The 20,610-nt window shown below is 76.4% G+C and carries 19 protein-coding genes; 9 read left to right on the top strand and 10 right to left on the bottom strand.

The features are described 5' to 3' along the window. Positions 1 to 283: 283 nt before the first annotated feature. Complete coding sequence (locus tag ACK586_RS17835) at positions 284 to 2,137, top strand: PucR family transcriptional regulator (protein WP_409331839.1); 1,854 nt, start codon at positions 284 to 286, stop codon at positions 2,135 to 2,137. Positions 2,138 to 2,225: 88 nt separating this feature from the next. Beyond that, positions 2,226 to 2,969, top strand: coding sequence for a DUF5995 family protein (locus tag ACK586_RS17830; RefSeq protein WP_409331838.1), 744 nt, complete (start codon positions 2,226 to 2,228; stop codon positions 2,967 to 2,969). A 77-nt stretch (positions 2,970 to 3,046) separates the two neighbouring features. On the opposite strand, the gene ACK586_RS17825 is transcribed toward ACK586_RS17830, so the two are convergent. Next, positions 3,047 to 4,660, bottom strand: coding sequence for a helix-turn-helix domain-containing protein (locus ACK586_RS17825; protein ID WP_409331837.1), 1,614 nt, complete (start codon positions 4,658 to 4,660; stop codon positions 3,047 to 3,049). A gap of 84 nt (positions 4,661 to 4,744) precedes the next feature. Here ACK586_RS17825 and ACK586_RS17820 point away from each other — a divergent pair, with 84 nt between their 5' ends. Then, positions 4,745 to 5,488 carry an SDR family oxidoreductase gene (locus tag ACK586_RS17820; protein ID WP_409331836.1) on the top strand — a complete coding sequence of 248 codons (744 nt, stop codon included), beginning with the start codon at positions 4,745 to 4,747 and terminating at the stop codon, positions 5,486 to 5,488. A gap of 111 nt (positions 5,489 to 5,599) precedes the next feature. Then, positions 5,600 to 6,523 (top strand): DMT family transporter, encoded by a 924-nt coding sequence (locus ACK586_RS17815; protein ID WP_409331835.1) that lies wholly within the window; start codon positions 5,600 to 5,602, stop codon positions 6,521 to 6,523. Positions 6,524 to 6,529: 6 nt separating this feature from the next. Here ACK586_RS17815 and ACK586_RS17810 read toward each other — a convergent pair whose 3' ends face one another. The 4 genes from ACK586_RS17810 to ACK586_RS17795 form a co-directional block, all read right to left on the bottom strand. After that, entirely contained in the window at positions 6,530 to 7,396 is an 867-nt protein-coding gene (locus tag ACK586_RS17810) for a universal stress protein (RefSeq protein ID WP_409331834.1), read from the bottom strand. A gap of 61 nt (positions 7,397 to 7,457) precedes the next feature. Further along, complete coding sequence (locus ACK586_RS17805) at positions 7,458 to 7,913, bottom strand: pyridoxamine 5'-phosphate oxidase family protein (protein ID WP_409331833.1); 456 nt, start codon at positions 7,911 to 7,913, stop codon at positions 7,458 to 7,460. Between the two features lie 50 nt (positions 7,914 to 7,963). Next, complete coding sequence (locus ACK586_RS17800) at positions 7,964 to 8,845, bottom strand: DUF998 domain-containing protein (protein WP_409331832.1); 882 nt, start codon at positions 8,843 to 8,845, stop codon at positions 7,964 to 7,966. Then, positions 8,833 to 9,288, bottom strand: coding sequence for a hypothetical protein (locus ACK586_RS17795; protein ID WP_409331831.1), 456 nt, complete (start codon positions 9,286 to 9,288; stop codon positions 8,833 to 8,835). Before ACK586_RS17795 ends, ACK586_RS17800 begins: the two co-directional genes overlap by 13 nt. 47 nt (positions 9,289 to 9,335) lie before the next feature. Here ACK586_RS17795 and ACK586_RS17790 point away from each other — a divergent pair, with 47 nt between their 5' ends. Then, positions 9,336 to 10,652, top strand: coding sequence for an MFS transporter (locus ACK586_RS17790; protein ID WP_409331830.1), 1,317 nt, complete (start codon positions 9,336 to 9,338; stop codon positions 10,650 to 10,652). Here ACK586_RS17790 and ACK586_RS17785 read toward each other — a convergent pair. After that, positions 10,649 to 10,849 carry a hypothetical protein gene (locus tag ACK586_RS17785; protein ID WP_409331829.1) on the bottom strand — a complete coding sequence of 67 codons (201 nt, stop codon included), beginning with the start codon at positions 10,847 to 10,849 and terminating at the stop codon, positions 10,649 to 10,651. The genes ACK586_RS17790 and ACK586_RS17785 overlap by 4 nt on opposite strands. Positions 10,850 to 10,915: 66 nt before the next feature. Continuing rightward, positions 10,916 to 11,230 (bottom strand): hypothetical protein, encoded by a 315-nt coding sequence (locus tag ACK586_RS17780; protein ID WP_409331828.1) that lies wholly within the window; start codon positions 11,228 to 11,230, stop codon positions 10,916 to 10,918. A gap of 280 nt (positions 11,231 to 11,510) precedes the next feature. Between ACK586_RS17780 and ACK586_RS17775 the strand changes: the two genes are divergently transcribed. Then, positions 11,511 to 12,929 carry a GmrSD restriction endonuclease domain-containing protein gene (locus tag ACK586_RS17775; protein ID WP_409331827.1) on the top strand — a complete coding sequence of 473 codons (1,419 nt, stop codon included), beginning with the start codon at positions 11,511 to 11,513 and terminating at the stop codon, positions 12,927 to 12,929. 161 nt (positions 12,930 to 13,090) lie between these two features. Here ACK586_RS17775 and malQ read toward each other — a convergent pair whose 3' ends face one another. Beyond that, positions 13,091 to 14,947 carry a 4-alpha-glucanotransferase gene (malQ, locus tag ACK586_RS17770; RefSeq protein WP_409331826.1) on the bottom strand — a complete coding sequence of 619 codons (1,857 nt, stop codon included), beginning with the start codon at positions 14,945 to 14,947 and terminating at the stop codon, positions 13,091 to 13,093. Between the two features lie 167 nt (positions 14,948 to 15,114). Here malQ and ACK586_RS17765 point away from each other — a divergent pair, with 167 nt between their 5' ends. The 3 genes from ACK586_RS17765 to ACK586_RS17755 all read left to right on the top strand — a co-directional run bounded on the left by ACK586_RS17765 (position 15,115) and on the right by ACK586_RS17755 (position 18,840). Continuing rightward, positions 15,115 to 16,164, top strand: a complete 1,050-nt coding sequence (locus ACK586_RS17765; protein WP_409331825.1) for a TIGR03885 family FMN-dependent LLM class oxidoreductase — start codon at positions 15,115 to 15,117, stop codon at positions 16,162 to 16,164. Between the two features lie 85 nt (positions 16,165 to 16,249). Further along, on the top strand, positions 16,250 to 17,923 hold the full coding sequence (locus ACK586_RS17760; protein WP_409331824.1) for an alpha-amylase family protein: 1,674 nt from the start codon (positions 16,250 to 16,252) through the stop codon (positions 17,921 to 17,923). Positions 17,924 to 18,042: 119 nt separating this feature from the next. Then, the gene (locus ACK586_RS17755) at positions 18,043 to 18,840 is read left to right on the top strand and encodes a hypothetical protein (protein WP_409331823.1); all 798 of its coding nucleotides are present in this window, start codon (positions 18,043 to 18,045) and stop codon (positions 18,838 to 18,840) included. A gap of 25 nt (positions 18,841 to 18,865) precedes the next feature. On the opposite strand, the gene ACK586_RS17750 is transcribed toward ACK586_RS17755, so the two are convergent. After that, complete coding sequence (locus ACK586_RS17750; RefSeq protein ID WP_409331822.1) at positions 18,866 to 19,597, bottom strand: hypothetical protein; 732 nt, start codon at positions 19,595 to 19,597, stop codon at positions 18,866 to 18,868. A 58-nt stretch (positions 19,598 to 19,655) separates the two neighbouring features. Beyond that, on the bottom strand, positions 19,656 to 20,426 hold the full coding sequence (locus ACK586_RS17745; RefSeq protein ID WP_409331821.1) for a sulfite exporter TauE/SafE family protein: 771 nt from the start codon (positions 20,424 to 20,426) through the stop codon (positions 19,656 to 19,658). Positions 20,427 to 20,610 lie beyond the last annotated feature (184 nt).

Below are 20,610 nucleotides of genomic sequence, written 5' to 3'. Positions count from 1 at the left end.
GGGTGGTTCCGGGCTTCGAACCTATTCGGCGCGTCGCGGGCCGAAATATGGCGGATGTCGCCAAGAATGACCCCGGCGGGACGGGGACTCCTGCCAGAATGACCACACCTCTGGAGCGACACCACGAACGCTCCATGAGGAAACCGTGACGGACTGTCATGACGCACAGGGGAGAGGTACACCGGGTGACGACACGATTCCGGTGCGTCAGGGAAGCCGTCGGTGCTACCCGCGACGACGGTCACTCAAACACGGCCCCATCGGCCACCCTGCAGGGGGTCCGGTGACCGAGGTCCGGCTCCAGCAGGCCAGCTGGCAGGAGCGGTCCGGGCTCACCCTGGAGGAGGCGCTCGGGCTGCCCGGTCTGGCCGGCTCCCAGGTCGTCGCCGGGGCCGGGGGGAACCAGCGCCTGGTGCGGCACATGGTCGTCGACGACCCCGCCGATCCGCTGTCGGTCGCCGGCCCCGACGTCCTCGTCGTGCTCGGTGCCCGGCTGCCCCCGGCCGACGCGGCCAACTGCCGGGCACTGGTGGAGCGCCTGGTCTCCATGGGCACCGCCGGGCTGGCGTTCCGGCGCACCGAGGGGCCGGCACCGGTCCCCCCGGAGGTGCTCGCCGAGGCCGACCGGCGCGACTTCCCGGTGCTGGCGGTACCCGCCGACGTGCGGATGGACGAGGTCGTCTCCGAGGTGCTCGGGGCCGTCGTCGCCAAGCAGGGCGAGGCGCTGGCCCTCTCGCTGCGCATGCACGACCAGTTCATCGACGTCGCGCTCAGCGGGGGCGGGCTGGCCGAGGTGACCGACCAGCTGGCCACCTACCTGGAGGGCGCCGCCGTCCTGGGCCTGGGCCCCGACCGCGAGATCGTCACCAGCGCCGGGCCGGTGGACGACGTCACCGAGATCAGCGACTGGCTGTGGTTGCTCGACGCCGCCGCCGACGACCTCATGGCCGAGATGGCGCCCGCGCGGCGCATCTCCGGGCAGCGGGCGGTGCAGGCCGTGGTCACCCCCGCCGAGGTCCTCGCCGACGCCGACCTCTCCCCGGCCGACGGCATCCTGCTCGTCCCCGGTCACCACCAGCTGCCCGGCGGGGTGGGCGAGTACGCCGTCGCGCCGATCGTGGCCGGCGAGCAGCGGCAGGGCTGGCTCGTCGCCGTGCACCGCACCGGCCCGCTGCTGTGGGGCGCCGGCGGGGTGCTGGAGCGGGCCGCCGTGGTCGCCGCGCTGTCGGTCATCCGGCAGCAGGCGGTGCACTCGGTCGAGCTGCGCTTCCAGGGCGACCTGGTCCGCCGGCTCGTGGCGGGCTCGCTGCGGCACACCGAACGGGTCCTGGCCCAGACGCGCTCGTTCGGCTGGCGGCTGGACGGGCCCGTCGTCGTCCTGGTGACGGCGACCGAGACCGCCGCCGACCCGACCGCGGATCCCACCCGCGCCCTCGACGTCCTCGACCGGCTGGCCGACGGCTGGCGGTCGGCGCTGGAGGGGGAGGTGGCCGGCGCCGCCGTGGCCGGCCTGTCGACCGAGATCGTCACCGTGCTGCCGCTGGACGGGCGCAGCCCGGAGGAGATCAGCGCGCTGGTCGCCGCGGTCACCTCCCGCGTCAACGCCCGGGTGCGGCGGGTGGGCCGGGTGCTGGCCACCGGCATCGGCCGACCGGCCGGGTCCCTGTCGGCCCTGGGTGAGGCCCACCAGCAGGCCCAGCGGGCGCTGAGCGTCGGGCAGGAGATCCACGGGCCGGCGACGGTCACCCACTTCGACCAGCTCGGGGTCTTCCGGCTGCTGTCGCTGATCCCCGACAGCACCGAGCTGCGGTCCTACGTCGACGAGGTGCTCGGCGCGCTCGCCGACGCGACCGACCCGGACTCCGCCGACCTGCGGGAGACCCTGCGGGTGCTGCTGGAGACCAACCTCAACGTGGCCGAGTCGGCCCGCCGCCTGCACTTCCACTACAACACGATGCGCTACCGGATCGGGAAGCTGGAGCGGCTGCTCGGGCCCTTCACCACCGACCCGACGCTGCGGCTGAACCTGCTGCTCGCGCTGCACGCGGCGCGGATGCGGGGGCTGGACCAGCCGCACCGCCCGCCGGTGGACGCCGGGTTGCTCCCGCCGGACGACGGGCTCGACGCCCTCATCTGATGGAGGACCCCGTCGCCCCCCGCCGCTCGCGCGCTCGCGGCGGGCCCCTGCACCGGGGCCGCCCCGGATCGAATCGCACCTCCGTCGGATGACCGAGGCGGTCGACGCGCTGGTGGCGCGCATGGAGGACCTGCTCGCGCCCATGGCGGGCAGCGGGGACCCGGCGCGGCACTTCCTGGGCACCTACCTGCGCACCACGCGGGCCGTCGGCGCCGCCATCGACGGCGGGCTCTTCGAAGACCCGGGGTGGGTCAGCGCCTGGGACGTCGACTTCGCCGGGCTCTACCTCGACGCGCTGGAGGCCCACCGGCGCGACCCGGCGACTGCGCCCGGCCCGTGGCGGGCGGCGTTCGGGACCGGCGCCGGTGCCCGGCCGGAGGCGCACGTGCTGCTCGGCATGAACGCGCACATCAACGTCGACCTGCCGCAGTCGCTGGTCCGCGTCATCCCGCCCGCGGACTTCACCGACCCGGTCGTGCGGGCCCGCCGCGAGCGCGACCACGAGCGGATCGACGCCGTCCTCGCCGGGCGGGTCGCCGCCGAGGACCTCGCCCTGCAGGCGGCCGGCAGCCGCCGCACGGTCCTGGACCGCATGGCCGCGGGGGTCAACCGCACGTCGGCGCGGGTCCTGCTGCGCGAGTCCCGGCGCAGGGTGTGGGCCAACGCGACGGCGTTGCACGCGGCCCGGCTGCGCGGGTCGGAGGCGCTGGCCGCGCGGGTGGCCGAGCTCGAGGCGCTCAGCGAGGCCCGCGTCGCCGACCTCCGACGTCCCGGCCCGGTGCTGCTGCGGCTCGCCGTGACCGGCTTCGGCGTCACGCTCCCACAGCCCTGATCCTCGACGAGATCTGCACAGTGGTCGCCATCAGCGGCTGATGGTGACGAATGTGCAGATCTCGTCGAGGCCTCAGCTCAGTCGCGGAAGACCTCGATCGAGGCGCCGATCTCGACCAGTCGCTCGTAGAGGTGCTCGTAGCCGCGGGCGATGATGTCGACGTTGCGCAGCACGGAGGTCCCCCGGGCCGCGAGCATGCCGAGCAGCAGGCAGACCGCCGGCCGCAGCGCCGGCGGGCAGACCACCTCCGCGGCGCGCCAGCGGGTGGGGCCGCTGACCAGCACCCGGTGCGGGTCCATCAGCCGGACGTCGGCGCCCAGGCGGGTCAGGTCGGACAGGTGGATGGCCCGGTTGTCGTAGACCCAGTCGTGGATCATCGTCGAGCCCTCGGCGGCCGCGGCGATCACCGCGAAGAACGGCAGGTGGTCGATGTTGAGGCCCGGGAACGGCATCGGGTGGATCTTGTCGATCGGTGCGCGGAGATCCGAGGGGTGGATCGTGATGTCGGCCAGCCGGGTGTGCCCGTTCGCCGCCCGGTACTCCGGCGAGAGCGTGTAGCGCAGCCCCATCTCCGCCAGGACGGCGAGCTCGATCTCGAGGAACTCGACCGGTGCCCGGCAGACCGTCAGCTCCGAGCGGGTCACGATGCCGGCGGTCAGCAGGCTCATCGCCTCCACCGGGTCCTCGCTGATGGTGTAGTCGACGTCGGCGTCGAGCACCGGCCGGCCGTGCACGACGAGCGTCGTCGTCCCCAGGCCCTCGATCTGCACGCCCAGCAGCTGCAGGTACAGCACCAGGTCCTGGACCATGTAGTTGGAGCTGGCGTTGCGGATGGTCGTCGTGCCGTCGGTGCGGGCGGCGGCCAGCAGCGCGTTCTCGGTCACGGTGTCCCCGCGCTCGGTCAGCACGATGGTGCGGTCGGCGCCGGCGGGCGCCTGGACCGTCGCGTGGTACTCGCCGGCGTGGGCCTCGACCGCGAGGCCGAAGCGGCGCAGGGCGATCATGTGCGGCTCGACGGTGCGGGTGCCGAGGTCGCAGCCGCCGGCGTAGGGGAGCCGGAAGTCCTCGGCCCGGTGCAGCAGCGGCCCGAGGAACATGATGATGCTGCGCGTCCGGCGGGCGGCGTCGGCGTCGATGCCGGCCAGGTCGAGCTCGTCGGGGACGACGAGGCTGAGGTCGCGGCCGGCGGCGTCCCACTCGGCGGAGACCCCGATCGAGCGCAGGACGTCGAGGATGCGCTCGACCTCGACGATGCGGGCGACGTTGCGCAGCGTGGTCCGGCCGCGGTTGAGCAGCGCGGCGCAGAGCAGCGCGACCGCGGCGTTCTTCGACGACTTCACGGTGACGCGGCCCTGCAGCGGGGTGCCGCCGGTGACCCGCAGGTGCGTCGGTCCGGTCGGGCCGAGCGTGATGAGCTCGCTGTCGAGGGCCTCGGACAGGCGGGTCAGCAGTTCCAGCGTCAGGTTCTGCCCGCCCTGCTCGATCCGGGCGACGGCGCTCTGGCTGGTGCCCAGCCGCTCGGCGAGCTGCGCCTGGGTCAGCCCGCGGTGGCGGCGGGCGTCGCGGACGAGCGTGCCCACCCGGCGCATGGCGCTGGCCTCGTGCGCGGGGGATCCGGCGCCGGCCCCGTTCGCGGAGGGGGTGGGCTCGGGGGTGGAGCCGGGATCGACGGAGGCCTCGGTCAGCGTCACGGCGTGCAGGCTATCTCGTATGTGAGATGACGCTGCGGCGGCACGCCGGTGTCCTGGACGGACCGGTCCCGCCAGACTGGCCGGGTGGACGTTCTCGTGACCGGGGCCACCGGACGGCTCGGACCTTCCCTCCTGCAGGCGCTGCAGCGCGACGGCGACCGGTTGCGGGCGATGTCGCGGTCCGGTGCCGGTCCCGGCGGGGTGCGCGCCGACCTCACCGGCGGGGACGGACTGGGCGAGGCGCTGGCCGGGGTCGACCTGGTGGTGCACGCGGCCACCGCACCGCGCGACGCCTGGGCCGTCGACGTCGCGGGGACGCGCCGGCTCGTGCAGGCGGTGGACCGCTCGCGGCTGCAGCACCTGGTGTACGTGTCGATCGTCGGCGTCGACCGCATCCCGTACGGCTACTACCGGGCCAAGTTCGCGGCCGAGCAGGTGCTGCTGGCCTCCGGCCTGCCGGTGACCCTGGTCCGGGTCACCCAGTTCCACGGCTTCGTCGACGAGCTGCTCGCCGGGGCCCGCAAGGGCCCGGTGCTGCCGGTGCCGATGGGCTGGCGGGTGCAGCCGGTCGACGTGGCCGACACGGCGGAGCACCTCGCGCGGGTGGCCCGCCGGCCGCCGGCGGGGGACGTCGTGGAGTTCGGCGGTCCCGAGGAGCTGGCGGTGGCCGACCTCGCGCGCGCCTGGGCCGCCGCCCGCGAGCCGGGGACGCACGTGGTCTCCACGCCGGTCCCCGGACGGCTGAGCGCTGCGTTGCGCGACGGCGCCGCGCTGCCCTCCGACGGCGGGCGCGGTACCCGCACGTACGCCGCCCACCTGCGGGCGTGAGGACCCCGCTGGCCCCACCGCTCGTACGCTCGCGGCGGGGCCCTGCAGAAGGGCAGCGCCGCGTCCGGGATCCGCCGGAGGACGTCGTACCCGCCGCCTAGTGTGCGCAGCGTGCAGAACCCCGGGGCGCCGGCCGCCCGTGCCCTCCTGGTGCCCGCCGCGGTCGCGGTGACCGTCGTCGCGTGGGCGTCGGCGTTCGTCGCCATCCGCGCGGTGGGGGAGGACCTGTCGCCGGGGGCGCTGGCGCTGGGTCGGCTGCTGGTGGGCACGGCGGTGCTCGGGGTGCTCGCCGTCGGCCGCGGCTGGGTGGCGCCGACCCGCCGCGAGTGGGGGCTGCTCGCGGTCTGCGGCGTGGGCTGGTTCGCCGTCTACAACGTCACGCTGAACGCCGCCGAGCAGCACCTGGACGCCGGGACGACGTCGTTGCTGGCCAACGTCGGGCCGCTCCTCATCGCCGTCCTCGCCGGGGTGTGGCTGGGGGAGGGATTCCCGCGGTGGCTGCTGGCCGGGATCGCGGTGTCCTTCGCCGGCGTGCTGCTGATCGGCCTGGCGACCCGGCGCGGGGACGCCGACGTGATCGGGGTGGTCTTCTGCCTGGTCGCCGCGGCCGGCTACGCGATCGGGGTGGTCGCGCAGAAGGTCGTGCTGCGCCGGCTGCCCGCACTGCAGGTGACCCTCACGGCGTGCGCCATCGGCGCGGTCTGCTGCCTGCCCTGGGCGGGCGTCCTGGCCAGGGAGGCGGACGAGGCCCCGCTGTCCTCGGTGCTCGGCATGGTCTACCTGGGGGCGGTGCCCACCGCGATCGCCTTCAGCACCTGGGCGTACGCGCTGGCCCGCAGCGACGCCGGCCGGCTCGGCGTGACCACCTACCTCGTGCCGCCGCTGGTGATCGGCATGGCCTGGGTCCTGCTCGACGAGGTCCCGCCGGCGCTCGCGGTGGTCGGCGGGGTGGTCTGCCTGGCCGGGGTCGCGGTGTCCCGCCGCCGGGACCGGCCTCGTGCGGACGTGCCGCAGGAGGCCGGTGTCCCCGGCTGAGCAGGCTCAGGCCGTGCGGTCGGAGGGGACGACGAGCACGGGCCGGTGGGCGCAGTGCAGCACCTCGCGCGCCACGCTGCCCAGCAGCAGCTCGCGCCCCATCGAGTTGCCGCGGCTGCCGACGGCGAGGACGCCCGCGCCGCGCTCGGCCGCGAACCCGGCCAGCGCGGCGGCGGTGGCACGCTCGCTGCCCGGCCGCCCGTGCCGCGGCACGGTGATGAGCTCGGCGCCGTCGGGGGCCTGCGGGCCCGGACCCCCGCCGGGCTCCTCGACGGCGACCAGCAGCCGCTCGCGTCCGGGGAGCAGCCGAGCGGCGGTCTCCGCGGCGAGCGCGGCGCCGGCCGAGCCGTCGGTGCCGACGACGACCGGGCCCGACGCGGCCGCCGCCCACTCCGCCGTCGTCATGGGGTGCGGCACCACGAGCACCGGCACCGGGCTGACGTGCACGACCAGCTCCGAGACGCTGCCCATGACGGCCTTGATCCCGGTCAGGCCGCGGGAGCCGACGACGACGAGGTCGGCGCCGCGCTCCTGCGCGGTGCGGGCGAACTGGTAGCCGTCGCCGCCGAAGGCGCGGAGAACCTGCGCCTCGGCCTCCCAGCCGGCGGCGCGGGCGAGGGCGACGCCGTTGCCGGCCAGCCGCTCGGCCTCGGCGCGGCCCTCCTCCTCCAGCAGCCGGCCGAGCTCCTCGAGCCCGCGGGCCCGGCCGGCCAGGCGCTGCCGCAGCGCCGGCGTGGTGAACGGCGGCTCCCACAGGTGCACGATCGTCGCCGAGGCGGCGGGGGCCAGCCGGGCCGCCGCCTCGATGGCGGCCACCGCACTCGGCGACCCGTCGTACCCGACCAGCACCCGCAGCATTCCCGGAGTCGTCATGCCCCCATCCTGGCCGGTCGTCCCCGGGACCTGATCGGCGGGCGGCGCGCGGAGTCCTCCGTCAGAGGTAGGCACGCGGGTCGACGGCGGGCGGCAGCTCCCCGGGGACGATCCGCCGGCCGGAGACCTCCTGCGGGATGAGGCGCAGCCAGTGCCCGTGCTCGCCCGGTGCCCAGGGGCGGACGTCGGTGGCCCGGGTGCGGGCGACGAGCTCGGCGCGGTGCTCCTCGCCGACCTCCTCGGCCAGCGCCCGCACGAGCACGCTCCAGCCGCTGCGCGTGCGCCGGTCGACCTCGTCCACCTCGAAGGCGACGTTGGCGTGCCGGGCGGCGGCGAGCTTGCTGCCCGGCTGCGTGCGGATCACGATCGTCGTCCCGTCCAGGGCGTAGTTGACCGGCACGATGATCGGGAAGTGCTCGGCGTTGAGCCCGAGCCGGCCGATCTCGTGCGTCGCCAGCAGGCGGTAGCACTCGTCGGGTGGGATGACGTGCATCGTCGCGGCGGAGTCGTCGCTCATGCGGTCATCCTGGCCGCGGCCGGGGCTCTGCCGCGACCCGCGGCGGGCCGTCAGCCGCGGCGCCGCGGGGAGGCCCAGGGGTCGTCGGGGTCGAAGTCGTCGTCCCCGTCGTCCCCGTCGTGCCCGGCGTCGCCGCCGTCGGGGACGGCAGGGGCCGGCCGGGGCGCCGCGCGAGCGGCCTCGGCGGCCCGCCGGTCGGCCGCGGCCCGGGTCGCGGCGGCCTCGAGCGCCTCGTCGCGCTCCCGGGCCCGGCGGGCGCGCTCGGCACGCTCCTGCTGCTTGCGGGCCAGGCGGGGCCCGAGCGCCTCGCCGTCCTCCCCGGCGGCCGAGAGCAGCGGACGACGGCCCAGCCGCAGCAGCGCGACGGCGGTCACGGCCAGGCCGATCGGCAGCGGGTAGGCGGCGGCCCGCTCCGTGCCGCCCTCGCCGAGCATCCCGGTGGCGGCGGTGAGGTAGAAGACGGTCATGGCGCTGCTCAGCAGGCCCAGCAGGGCGAGCGTCGTCCCCACGGCCTCCGACCGGGGCCGGACGGCGTAGGCCAGGCCGATCAGCCCGCCGCCGCAGCCGAGCAGGAAGAGCGCGGCGCCGAACCGGTGCCAGCCGTCGGCCTCGCCCACGGGGAGCAGGCCGACGATCACCAGGCCGCCGGCCGCCACCGCCAGCATGGCGGTGGCCACCTGGGCGCCGCGGCCGAGCAGCAGCGGCCGCAGCAGCACCAGGCCGCCGAGCACGAGCACCCCCTGCACGACGAACGAGACGTTCATCGCCGTCGCGCCGGGCGAGACGGAGGAGCCCAGGAGGCTGATCGTGTCGTCGATGCGCGAGTACCCCTCGTACCCCGCCGCGACGACGGCCTCGACGACGAAGAACTGCAGGGTCAGCAGCCAGAGGAGAGCGCCGAGGCGCAGCCGGACGGAACTCACGCGATCCATGGTCCCAGCCGCTGCGCCGAGCCGTCGGCGGGCGCCAGCCGCGCCCGGACGGCGGCGAACTGGCCGGCCGACAGCCACGACGGGTTGCTGCCCGCCGGCATCCGCAGCACCTCCGCCCCGGCCGCGGCGGGGTCGGTGAGCAGCTCTCCGCGGGGCACCGGCTCCGCGAGCAGGGTGAGGTCGACCGCGACCTCCGGGCCTCCCGCGCCCGCGGCCACCGCACCGGCGAGCACCCCGACCGCGTGCACGCCGGCCGCCGCCCGGCCGCTCACCCACAGCAGGCACGGGTCGCCCGGCCGCATCAGGTCCAGCCGGTAGGACCGGCGCACGCAGCGGGTCAGCCTCCGCCGTCCGCCGGCCGCCCAGCCGGGGTCGAGCTCCCGCGGACGGCGGGTGCTCTTGAGGACCCAGCAGGCCACGTCGGTCCGCGAGAGCCGGGTCACCCTCCCAGCCAACCAGCCACCGCGGCCTGCGGAGGACGATGGCGGTCGTGCCCGCCCCCGCATCCGGTCCCGCGACGGCGGCCGGGGCTCGGGGGGACCGGCTGCCGGAGGGGTACCGGGCCGGGTCGCGCGGGCTGCGCCGGGCCTCGCTGGCGACGTTCCTGGCCGGCGTGGCCACCTTCGCGATGCTCTACGAGCCGCAGGTGCTGCTGCCGGAGCTGACCCGCTCGTTCGGGGTGTCACCGGGGGCGGCGACGCTCGCCGTCTCGGTGTCCACCGCGGGGCTGGCCGTGGGGCTGCTGGTGCTCGGCCCGGTGTCGGACCGGTACGGGCGGACGCCGCTCCTGCGGGCCGGGCTCGCGGTCTCGGTGGTGCTGGCCGCGCTGCTGGCCGTGGTGCCGACGTGGGAGCTGCTGCTGGTCGTCCGCGCGCTCCAGGGTCTCGCCCTCGCCGGGCTGCCCGCGGTCGGGGTCGCCTACCTGCGCGAGGAGCTGCACTCCTCGGTGTCCTCCCGCGCGATCGGCCTGTACGTCGGCGGCACCGCCCTCGATGGGCTGTCGGGCCGGGTGCTGGGCGGGTTGCTGGCCGACCTGGGCGGGTGGCGGACGACGATGGCGGGCATCGCGGCGCTGTCGGCGATGTGCGCGGTCGCGGTCTGGGTGCTGCTGCCGCCGTCCCGCCGCTTCCGTCCCGTCCCGCGGACCGGCCGCCTCGCACGGCAGCTGGCGGCGGCCTTCACCGACCCGGTGCTGGTGGGGCTGTACGCGGTCGCGGCCCTGCTGATGGGCGGGTTCGTGGCCGTCTACAACGCGGCGACGTTCCGGCTGGAGGGCCCGCCGTACGCGCTGGCCCCCTCGGTGGCCGGGCTGGTGTTCCTCACCTACCTGCTCGGCTCGGTCAGTTCCCCGGCGGCGGGTGCCCTCGCCGGCCGGTGGAGCCCGCGGCTGGTCGTGCCGCTCGCCGTGGGCGTGATGCTCGGCGGGGTCGTGCTCACCCTCGCCGCGCCGCTGTGGGCCTTCGTCGCCGGGCTGTGCGTCCTGACCGCGGGGTTCTTCGCCGCGCACGGGGTGGCCAGCTCCTGGGTGGCCACCCGGGCGGCGTACGGGGAGCGGGCCGTGGGGCAGGCCGCCTCGTTGTACTCGTTCTGGTACTACGCCGGGTCGTCGGTGGCCGGCACGGTCGCCGGCCGGGCGTGGGCGACGGGCGGGTGGCCGGCCGTCGTCTGGCTGACCGGCGGGACGAGCGCCGCCGCCCTCGTGCTGACCGTCGTGCTGGGCCGCACCCGGGCGCTGTCCCCACCGCTCGGCCCCGCTGCAGGGGCCCGCCGCGAGCGCGCGAGCGGTGGGGAGCAGCCGGGTCCCTAGTCCGTCGCCGAGTGGGTCTGGTCGCCGGCCGGGTCCGCGTCGTCGGAGCCGACGGCCTGCCGCTCCTGCTCGGTGCGGTGCTGCAGCGCGTCGTCGTTCGGGCGGTCGTAGCCGCCGGCGTGCTGCGAGCGGTCGCGGGGCGCCGACTCCTGGGTGTCGATGACGTCGTCGAGCGTGGGCTCGTCCGGGGTGCTCATCGCGGTCCTCCGCTCTCTCGGGTGTGCTGCCCGGGGCCATAGCCCGGCGCCCGCCGCGGTAACCGCTCAGCGCTGTTCCAGTGCCGCCGCCGGCAGCCAGGCCTCCATGAGGACCGACCCCGCCGGCCCCGCGACGGTGAAGGCGACCCGGCCGTGCCAGCCCTCGTCGGTCTGCCGCCACTCGACCAGCAGCCCCGGCCAGACCCCGGGGGCGCCGGGCGGGTCGTGCACCCAGCAGTGCCGCCCCCGCCCGTCGGCCCGGCGCGTGACCGGGGGAGGCGGTGGCAGCTCGCGGACGTCGGGCGGCGCCGGCGCCGAGGGTGCCGCGGCCGCGGTCTGCCGGGGGAAGGGCGCGTCCCAGTCCTCCTCGGGGCGGGGCACCCCGGAGCGTGCGGCACGCTCCTCCAGAGAGGGTCGGGACCGCCCTCGATTCATCCCGCCGGCCACCTCACGAGTGTGACATGCGGATCGAACAGGTGTTCGGCCGACACGGCGGGCGCGTGACCGGGCCGCCGCGCAGGTCGGCCCGCGCGACCGCCGTCCGGGGCCGCAGTGACGCCTGTGGCGACCGCCGCGCGCCACGCCCGCGACCTCCGCCGCGAGGCCCCCCGCTCCCGTCAACGTGGAACGGAAGGTTCCGGAAGGCAGGACGGGGGCGGACATGGGTGATCGGCCGGACAGGACGTCGGGGACGAGGTCGGCCGGGCGGCCGTGGGTGCGGCCGGTCCTGGCCACGCTGGTGGTGCTGCTCGTGCTCGCCGGGGTCGGGGGTCAGGGCATCGGCGGGGGCCTCGCGGTGCTGGGCCTGGCCGCGCTCCTGACCGGCTTCGCGGCCGTCGTCACCGGGCGGGCACGCTGGGCAGCCATCGGCTCCCGCGGGGCGGCGGTCGCCGTCCTGGGGGCCGGGCTCGTGCTCGCCGTGGTCGGCGCGCAGGTCGCGGAGCCGACGTCGCTCGCCGAGTCCGGCAGCGACTCGGCGGCAGCCGCCGGGACGACGGCAGCGGCGCCGACGCCGGCCCCGACGGCCGAGGACCCGGAGGTGTCCGCCGCGGCCGCCGACGCCGCGGCGGTCGAGGTCGAGACCGCCGAGGAGGTGGCCACCGGCAGCTCCGTCGACCCGTCCACCGGGCTGCTGGGCGACGACGCCGCGACCGGCGCCATCACCGGCGCCCGGCCCACGACCGCGCTCGCCGCGCTGGCCGCCGTGGAGGTGCGCGGCCGGGCCCCCCGCACCGGCTACGACCGGGCCCTGTTCGGCCCGGCCTGGGCCGACACCGACCGCAACGGCTGCGACACCCGCAACGACGTCCTGGCCCGTGACCTGACCGGCGAGACGTTCCGGCCGGGCACCCGCGACTGCGTGGTCCTCACCGGGACCCTGGCCGACCCCTACTCCGGCCGCACCATCGCCTTCGTCCGCGGCCAGGGCACCAGCGACGCCGTGCAGATCGACCACGTCGTCGCCCTGTCCGACGCCTGGCAGAAGGGCGCGCAGGGCTGGGACACCGCGACCCGCACCGCCTTCGCGAACGACCCGCTGAACCTGCTCGCCGTCGACGGGCCGCTCAACCAGCAGAAGGGCGACGGCGACGCGGCGACCTGGCTGCCGCCCGACCGTGGCTACCGGTGCGCCTACGTGGCCCGGCAGGTCGCCGTGAAGGTGCGCTACGACCTGTGGATGACGACGGCCGAGCGCAACGCCGTCGCGACCGTCCTGAGCACCTGCCCGGACGAGCCGCTGCCGGGCGGGGTCGTCGCCGACCTCCCGGCGCCGGCACCGGCCCCCGCCCCGGCGCCGGCCGCTGCGCCCTCCGCCGCGCCCCGGCCTGCCCCGGCGCCCGCGCCCGCTCCGCAGCCGGCACCCGCACCCGCTCCGCAGCCCGCTCTGCAGCCGGCACCGCAGCCCGCCCCCGCACCGGCGCCCGTGCCCGCCCCGCCGCCCCCTCCGCCGGCGCCGGGCCCCTACTACGCCAACTGCACGGCGGCGAAGGCCGCCGGAGCTGCGCCCCTCCACGCGGGCCAGCCCGGGTACCGCTCGGCTCTCGACCGCGACGGGGACGGGGTGGCCTGCGAGACCTGAGGCCGGACCCCGGACGGCCGGGCCCGCCGGCCCGCCCCGGGCGGCGGCAGGTCGGTGCGGGCGGCGTTGTCCCCGCGCCGGCCGTTGCACCGCGGCGGATGGCCGCCCCGGGGACAACGCTCCGGGACGGCGCCCGGTGTGGGAGCGGGGAACCGGAGCGGTCAGCCGGCCGCGGGCCCCCCGTCCTCGGCCGGTCGCGCGGCGCCCGCGGCCAGCGTGCGGGCCACGGCCTGCACCAGCTCGTGCCCGGGGAGGTCCTCCACCGCCACGGGCAGGGGCAGCGACCAGTTCGGCCGCTCGGTGGTGCCGGGCATGTTGGGCCGCCGCTCGTCGGCGACGGCGTCCTCCAGGGTCGCCGACAGCAGCAGCGACGGCGCCGTCGCCAGCGCCTCGTGCGCCGTGCGCACCGCCGTTCCCGGCTCGGCCTCCTCCTCGACCCCGCGCAGCCGGGCGAGCAGCTCGGTGCGGCCGCGCTCGAGCTCCTCGTCGGTGCCCGTGCCGTGCTCGCGCTGCTCGGCGAGGTCGGCCCCGGTCCACAGGCCCGCGACGGTCGGCAGGTCGTGGGTGGTGATCGCGGCCATCGCCTCGACCGGCCACTGCGCGGGCTCGTCGTCCTCGAACCACAGCAGCCGGTAGCTGAGCACCCCGTGCTCGGCCATGGCCTCCCGGACGCCCTCCTCGACCGTGCCCAGGTCCTCGCCGACGACCAGCGCCTGCGCCCGGACGCTCTCCAGGGCGACGATGCCCAGCAGGTCCTCCGCGGGGTAGCGCACGTAGGCACCGTCGGCCGCGCTGCCGTCGGCGGGCACCCACCACAGCCGGAACAGCCCCATCACGTGGTCGATGCGCAGCCCCCCGGCGCCGGCCATGGTGGCGCGGATGGACTCGACGAACGGCTCGTAGTCGGCCAGTCGCAGCCGCCACGGCACCAGCGGCGGGGAGCCCCAGTCCTGACCCTGGGAGTTGAAGGCGTCCGGCGGGGCGCCGACGCTCACGCCCCGGGCGAGCACGTCCTGCCAGGTCCAGGCGTCGGCACCGCCACCGGCGACGCCGATGGGCAGGTCCTGGATCACCGTCATCCCCTCGGTGGCCCGCTCCAGCTGCAGCTCCAGGCACCACTGCAGCCAGGCGTGGAAGGCCACGTCGCGCTCGTGCTCGGCCACGAACCGGCCGACCTCCTCGCTGCGCGGGGCGCGCAGGGCCTCGGGCCAGGCGTGCCAGTCCGGGCCGTGCTCGTCGGCGAGGGCGCACCAGGTGGCCCAGTCCTGCAGCTTCTGCCCCTGGTGCCACCACCAGTCGGGGAACGCCGCGTCGTCGCGGCCGGTCGCGTCGAACACCCGGCGCAGGACGGCGCGCTTGCGGGCCCAGACGGCGTCGCGGTCGACGCGCTCGCCGCCGGACAGCGCGCGGCCGGCGTCGTCCTCCAGGTCGACCGCCGACGCGCCGGGCACCTCGCCCACGCGCAGGTAGAGCGGGTTGCGGAAGCGGCGGGTGGCGGGCAGGTAGGGGCTGGCCTCCTGCTCCGGCGTGGGAGCGACGGCGTGCAGCGGGTTGACGAGCACGAACCCGGCGCCCTGCCCGGCCGCCATCTCGCGGATCGCGCGCAGGTCGGCCAGGTCGCCGATGCCCCAGCTGTCCCGGCTGCGGACGGCGTACAGCTGCACCGCCCAGCCCCACGTGCGCTCGGGCAGCCAGCACCTGCCCGGCGTGACGATCAGCCGCCGCCGGTGCCCGCCGGGGGCCTGCAGCCAGTGGTAGCCGAGCGGGAAGTCGTCGTCGAGCTCGCCGTCGACGTGCCGCGTGGAGCCGTCCTCGAGGGTGACCTCGGCCTGGTCGACCTCGAGGGCGTCGCCCGGGCGGGCCACGATCGGCGCGCGCTCCTCGAGGTCGTCGGGCGGGGCGCCGATCACCTCCCGCAGTCGCTCGATGGTGGCCTGGGCGACCTCGTGCTCCTCGTCGTGGGCGTCGAGCCAGCCGGCGTCGATCCCCCACTCGTCCGTCGTCGCGGTGCGTGTCACCCCCCGATCCTCACCGCGACCCCCGGCGCCCGCAGTGCAAGCGGGGAGTGGTGCCGGTCTCGCCGCCGGCCGGTCACGGGCCGCCGCCTCGAGCAGGTGGTCGGGCCGTCCGGCCGGGCGCCGACATCGCGTGACTGCGGCGCAGGTCCCGGGGTAGGCACGGCCCCATGACCGTTCTCGGGTTCCACAACTCGCACGAGCAGGTGCACCCGCGCGATCTGCTGACCGCCGTCCGGCACGCCGAGGAGGTGGGATTCACCGCGGCCATGTGCTCGGACCACCTGACGCCGTGGAACCCGCGGCAGGGGGAGTCCGGTTTCGCCTGGTCCTGGCTGGGTGCCGCCATGGCCAGCACGGACCTCCCCTTCGGCGCCGTCAACGCCCCCGGCCAGCGGTACCACCCGGTGATCGTCGCGCAGGCGATCGCCACCCTCGGGGCGATGTTCCCCGGCCGCTTCTGGGTGGCCCTGGGCAGCGGCGAGGCGATGAACGAGCACGTCACCGGCGACCCGTGGCCGCGCAAGGAGCTGCGCGACGCCCGGCTGCGCGAGTGCGTCGACGTCATCCGGGCGCTGCTGGCCGGCGAGGAGGTCAGCCACGACGGCCTGGTCCGCGTCGACCGGGCGAAGGTCTACACGCTGGCCGATCCGCAGCCGGGGCTCATCTGCCCTGCTGTGAGCGTCCAGACCGCCCGCCGCGGCGCCGACTGGGCCGACGGCCTGGTCACCATCAACCAGCCGCACGACAAGCTGCGCGAGGTGGTCGCCGCGTACCGGGACGCCGGCGGCCGCGGCAAGCTCGTCCTCCAGGTGCACGTCTCCTGGGACCCCGACCCCGACCGCGCGCTCGGCATCGCCCACGACCAGTGGCGCAGCAACGTGTTCCCCCCGCCGCTGTGCTGGGACCTCGACAGCCCGGAGGCCTTCGAGCAGGCCAGCGCGCACGTGACGCCGCAGGACGTGACCGACGCCGTGCGGGTGTCGGCCGACCTCGACCAGCACGCCGCCTGGATCGCCGAGTACGCCGATCTGGGCTTCGAGGAGATCTACCTGCACCACGTCGGTAAGGAGCAGACGGCGTTCCTCGACGCGTTCGGCTCGCGCGTGCTGCCCCAGCTCGACGTCACCGCGCCCGCCCCGGCGCAGGCGATCGACCCGGCCGGTCCCGACGGCCCGTGGCGACCGCGGCAGGAGCCGCTGCAGTCCTCCATGGCCTGAGCCGACGCCCTTCCGGCCTCCCCCTGTCCGGCGGCGGGGGAGCCGGGAGCAGACAGCGCTGACCCGAGCAGAGGGAGACGCCCGCATGCGCATCACCGACACGTCCGACCTGTGGTGGAAGACCGCGGTCGTCTACTGCCTCGACGTCGAGACCTACATGGACTGGAACGGCGACGGCTGCGGCGACTTCGACGGCCTCGCCCAGCGCATCGACCACCTGGCCGACCTGGGCGTGACCTGCCTGTGGCTGATGCCCTTCTACCCGACCGCCGAGCGGGACGACGGCTACGACATCACCGACTTCTACGGCGTCGACCCGCGGCTGGGCAGCCACGGCGACCTGGTGGAGTTCATCCGCACCGCCAACGACCGCGGGATGCGGGTGATCGTCGACCTGGTGGTCAACCACACCTCGATCGAGCACCCGTGGTTCCAGCGGGCGCGGCAGAGCCGGGACGACCCGTTCCACGACTTCTACGTCTGGCGGGACGACGAGCCGCCGGACACCTCCGACCAGGTGGTCTTCCCCGACCAGGAGGACTCCATCTGGACGTTCAACGAGCCCACCGGGGAGTGGTACCTGCACCGCTTCTACAAGGAGCAGCCCGACCTCGACGTGACCAACCCGAGGGTCCGCGACGAGATCGCCAAGGTGATGGGCTTCTGGCTGCAGCTGGGCATCGACGGCTTCCGGGTGGACGCCGTGCCCTTCTTCCTCGAGACCCAGGGCGGTGCGAACGCCGGGGACTTCGCCGACCCGCACGCCTACCTGGAGGCGCTGCGCAAGGTCGTCAACCGCCGGACCGGCAGCGGCATCCTCCTCGGGGAGGTCAACCTCCCGCACGAGGAGCAGGCGGAGTTCTTCGGCGGCACCGAGGGCGACGAGCTCACCATGCTCTTCGACTTCATCGCGATGCAGGCGACGTACCTCTCCCTGGCCCGCGCCGACGCCGGTCCGCTGACCGAGGCGCTGACCGACCGCCCCGCCGTCCACCCGGACAGCCAGTGGGCCACCTTCGTGCGCAACCACGACGAGCTCACCCTCGACAAGCTCACCGACGACGAGCGCCAGGAGGTCTTCGCCGCGTTCGGCCCGGAGGAGCGGATGCAGGTCTACGGCCGCGGCCTGCGCCGCCGGCTGCCGCCGATGCTGGACGGCGACCCGCGGCGGATCCGGATGGTCTACAGCCTGCTGTTCTCCCTGCCCGGGACGCCGGTGCTCTTCTACGGCGAGGAGATCGGCATGGGCGAGGACCTCGACGCCGAGGGGCGCCTCGCCGTCCGCACACCCATGCAGTGGACCGCCGGGCACAACGGCGGCTTCTCGACCGCCGATCCCGACGACCTGCCCGGTCCGGTCGTCAGCGGCGGGTTCTCGCCCGAGTTCGTCAACGTGGCCGATCAGCGCCGCGACCCCGACTCGCTGCTGTCGTTCATGAAGCTGCTGATCCGGCGCTACCGGGAGTGCCCGGAGCTGGGCTGGGGTGACGTCGCGGTCCTCGACCAACCGCACCCGGAGGTGCTCGTCCACTCCTGCACGTGGGACGACGCGACGCTGGTGGCGCTGCACAACCTCGGCCCCGAGCCGCGCACCGTGCCGATCACCCTGGCCGGCTGCGACTCCACCCACCGGCTCGAGGACCTGCTCGAGGTGCAGTCCACGACGCTGGGGGACGACGGCGGCGCGGAGCTCACCCTCGACGGGTACGGGTACCGCTGGCTGCGGGTGGTCGCGCAGGAGAGCCGGCGGCTGCTGTGAGGTCCGGCCGCTGTCGATGAGTCACCTCCTCGACACGGTGAGGTGCCGACACGGCGAGATGTCGACACACGGGGCGCACCTCCCGGCCCCTCCCGCGGCCGGGCCTAGCGTCGCCGTCGATGTCCGAGCCCACCGCACCCCCCGTCCCGTCCCAGCCGACCGGGCCCATCCCGCCCTACTTCGGGCCGGCGGGCCGGTCGGCGCAGGAGGCGTCGCAGCCGCGCAACGGCGGCCAGGCCGGCGAGGCCGGTACCGCCGAGGCACCCGCGTCCGAGGCGCCCACGGCCGAGGCGCAGCTGCCGCCCCCGGCCGGGCCCGCCACCGGCCCGGAGCCCACCGGCCCGCACGCCGCCGGGGCGACGGCCAGCGGCGCGCCGGCCGCCGGCCGGGCGGCCGGCGAGCCGCCCACCCGGGTCGGTCCGGCCGCCCCCGACACCGAGCCGGCCGGCGGGGCCGTGGCGGCCTGGGCGCTGACCGACGACGACGCCGCGGGCCCCGACGACCCCGCGTCCCCCCGGCCGGCCGCCTTCCCGACCACGCCGGTCTCCAGCCGGCCGAGCATCCGAGCCCGCCGGCGGGACCCGCTCACCCGCATGGGCCCGTGGGCGCCCGCCGCCGGTGCCCTCCTCGGGCTGGTCGCGGGGCTGGTCGTCGTCGCGCTGCTCGGCGGCCGCGCCGACGTGTTCAGCGAGGGCCTGGCGCTGGTCTTCCTCGTCGTCGGGCTGACGATGCTCGGCGCCGCCGGCGCGCTGCTCGCCGACGAGGTGCGCCTGGTCCGCCGCGGAGCCCGGGAGGCCGCCGTCCGCCCGGCGTGGGTGGAGGCGACGTCGAACCTGCTCAACGGCCTCACCCCGGCGCGCCTGCTGCTCGGCTCCAGCGCGTTCGTGCTGTTCCTGGCCGCCTACGTGGGGCGCTGAGCCGGGCGCCGGGCGCGCCCGGAGCTCACTCCTGCAGCGCCGCCGCGTCCAGGCGCCCGGCCACCAGGTCGGCGGCGACGCCGTCGACGTCCCGCCCGGCGGCGAAGGCGTGCGCCCGGAGCACGGCCAGCGCGGAGACGACGTCCAGGTCCAGCGCCACGCTCACCGCCCCGGTGGCCTGCCACACGCTGCTGCGGGCCCGGGCGTCGGGGGAGTCCCACCACCGCGGGCCACCGTCGCTGGCGCGGACCAGCTCCTCGGTGAGGACGTCGACCACGGCCGAGACGTCCTCGCGCGGCAGGCGGGTCATCCGGTCCAGCTCGGCGGCGTAGAGGTCGAGCACCACGGTCGGGCCCAGCGGGGGGGCCAGCGGCAGGGAGAACACGGCCCGGAACGGCGTCTCGCCGGTGAGCGAGGCGTGCAGCTCGGGCCAGTTGCGCCGGATGTCCTCGAGGTCGAAGACGATCGCCCGGCCGGTGTCGTGGGCGCGCAGGCACGGCCCGTCGCCGTGGGTGAACTGCAACCGCTCCGCCTGCGACGTGGTGGCGTCGCTGGCCCCGATCGGCGTCCGGAGCCCGGCGCCCTCGTGGATGCTCAGGCCCGCTCCGTCCACCGGCAGGGCGCGGGCGGCCGCCGCGGCCAGCCGGCTGGGCACCATCTCGGGGCCGTCGAGCTCGTCGGGCACCGGTCCCTGCAGCGCCTCGAGGAAGCGCCTGCCGACGTCGTCGGTCGATTCCTGCGGGTGTTCCGTCGTCACCGTGGTCCCCTGTGCTGCCGCGTCCGCCGGGCCCGCCGTCCCGGGCCTCGCCCCCCATTCAACTGAACGCCTCGACGCCCAGGTAGACCGCCAGGCCGAGACCGGCCAGGGCGATGCCCCGGCGGAGCAGCACCGGCGAGCTGCGGCGCACGATCCGCGGCCCGAGCAGACCACCGAGCAGGAGGCCGATCGCCAGCGGGAGGGCCGCGGCCCACGCGACGTCGGTCAGCAGGACGTAGCCGACGGCGGCCACGCCGTTGGCGACGCCGAGGATCGCGTTCTTCATCGCGTTGCTCAACGGCACGCCGTCCCCGGTGGCGAGCAGCAGGGTGGCCAGCAGCAGCACCCCCGCGGCGGCGCCGAAGTAGCCGCCGTAGATGCCGATGGCGAACACCGCGGCCGGCAGCCAGCGCGGGTCGCCGGGGCGCCCGGCCTGCGCGGCCGCGCCCTCGGCGGCCAGCTCGCGCGGCGGCCGCTGCACGAGGATCGCGCCCGCCGCCAGGGCGATCAGGAACGGCACGAGCTTCTCGAAGGCCTCCGACGGGGTGGACAGCAGCAGGGCGGCCCCGGTCGCGCCGCCCAGCACCGCGGCGAGCAGCAGCGGGACCAGCCGGCGCCCCTGCCCGCGCAGCTCCGGTCGCGAGGCGCTCACCGAGCCGACGCTGTTGAGCACCAGCGCCACCGTGTTCGTCACGTTGGCGGTGACCGGCGGGATGCCGGTCGCGAGCAGCGCCGGGTAGCTGACCAGCGAGGCCAGGCCGGCGATGCTGCCGCTGAGCCCGCCGCCGACACCGGCGAGGACGAGGAAGGCGAACTCGGGGACCGTCATCGGCGCGGCAGCACCCCGGCGACGGCTTCGGTGCCGCCTGCTGCCGGCTCGGACGCGGCGACCGCCGCCCTCTCCCCGGGCCCCGGACCGCCCGGACACGTCCGCCGGAGTGGCCCCATCGGCCGGACCGTCGCGCGGGCCCGTCCCGCCCCACTTGCCACCTCCGCCGCTCACTCCCGGCCGC

Source organism: Trujillonella humicola, assembly GCF_046233715.1.
GTDB classification, from domain to species: Bacteria; Actinomycetota; Actinomycetes; order Mycobacteriales; family Geodermatophilaceae; genus Trujillonella; species Trujillonella humicola.
This window is presented reverse-complemented; position numbering and strand designations above follow the sequence as displayed.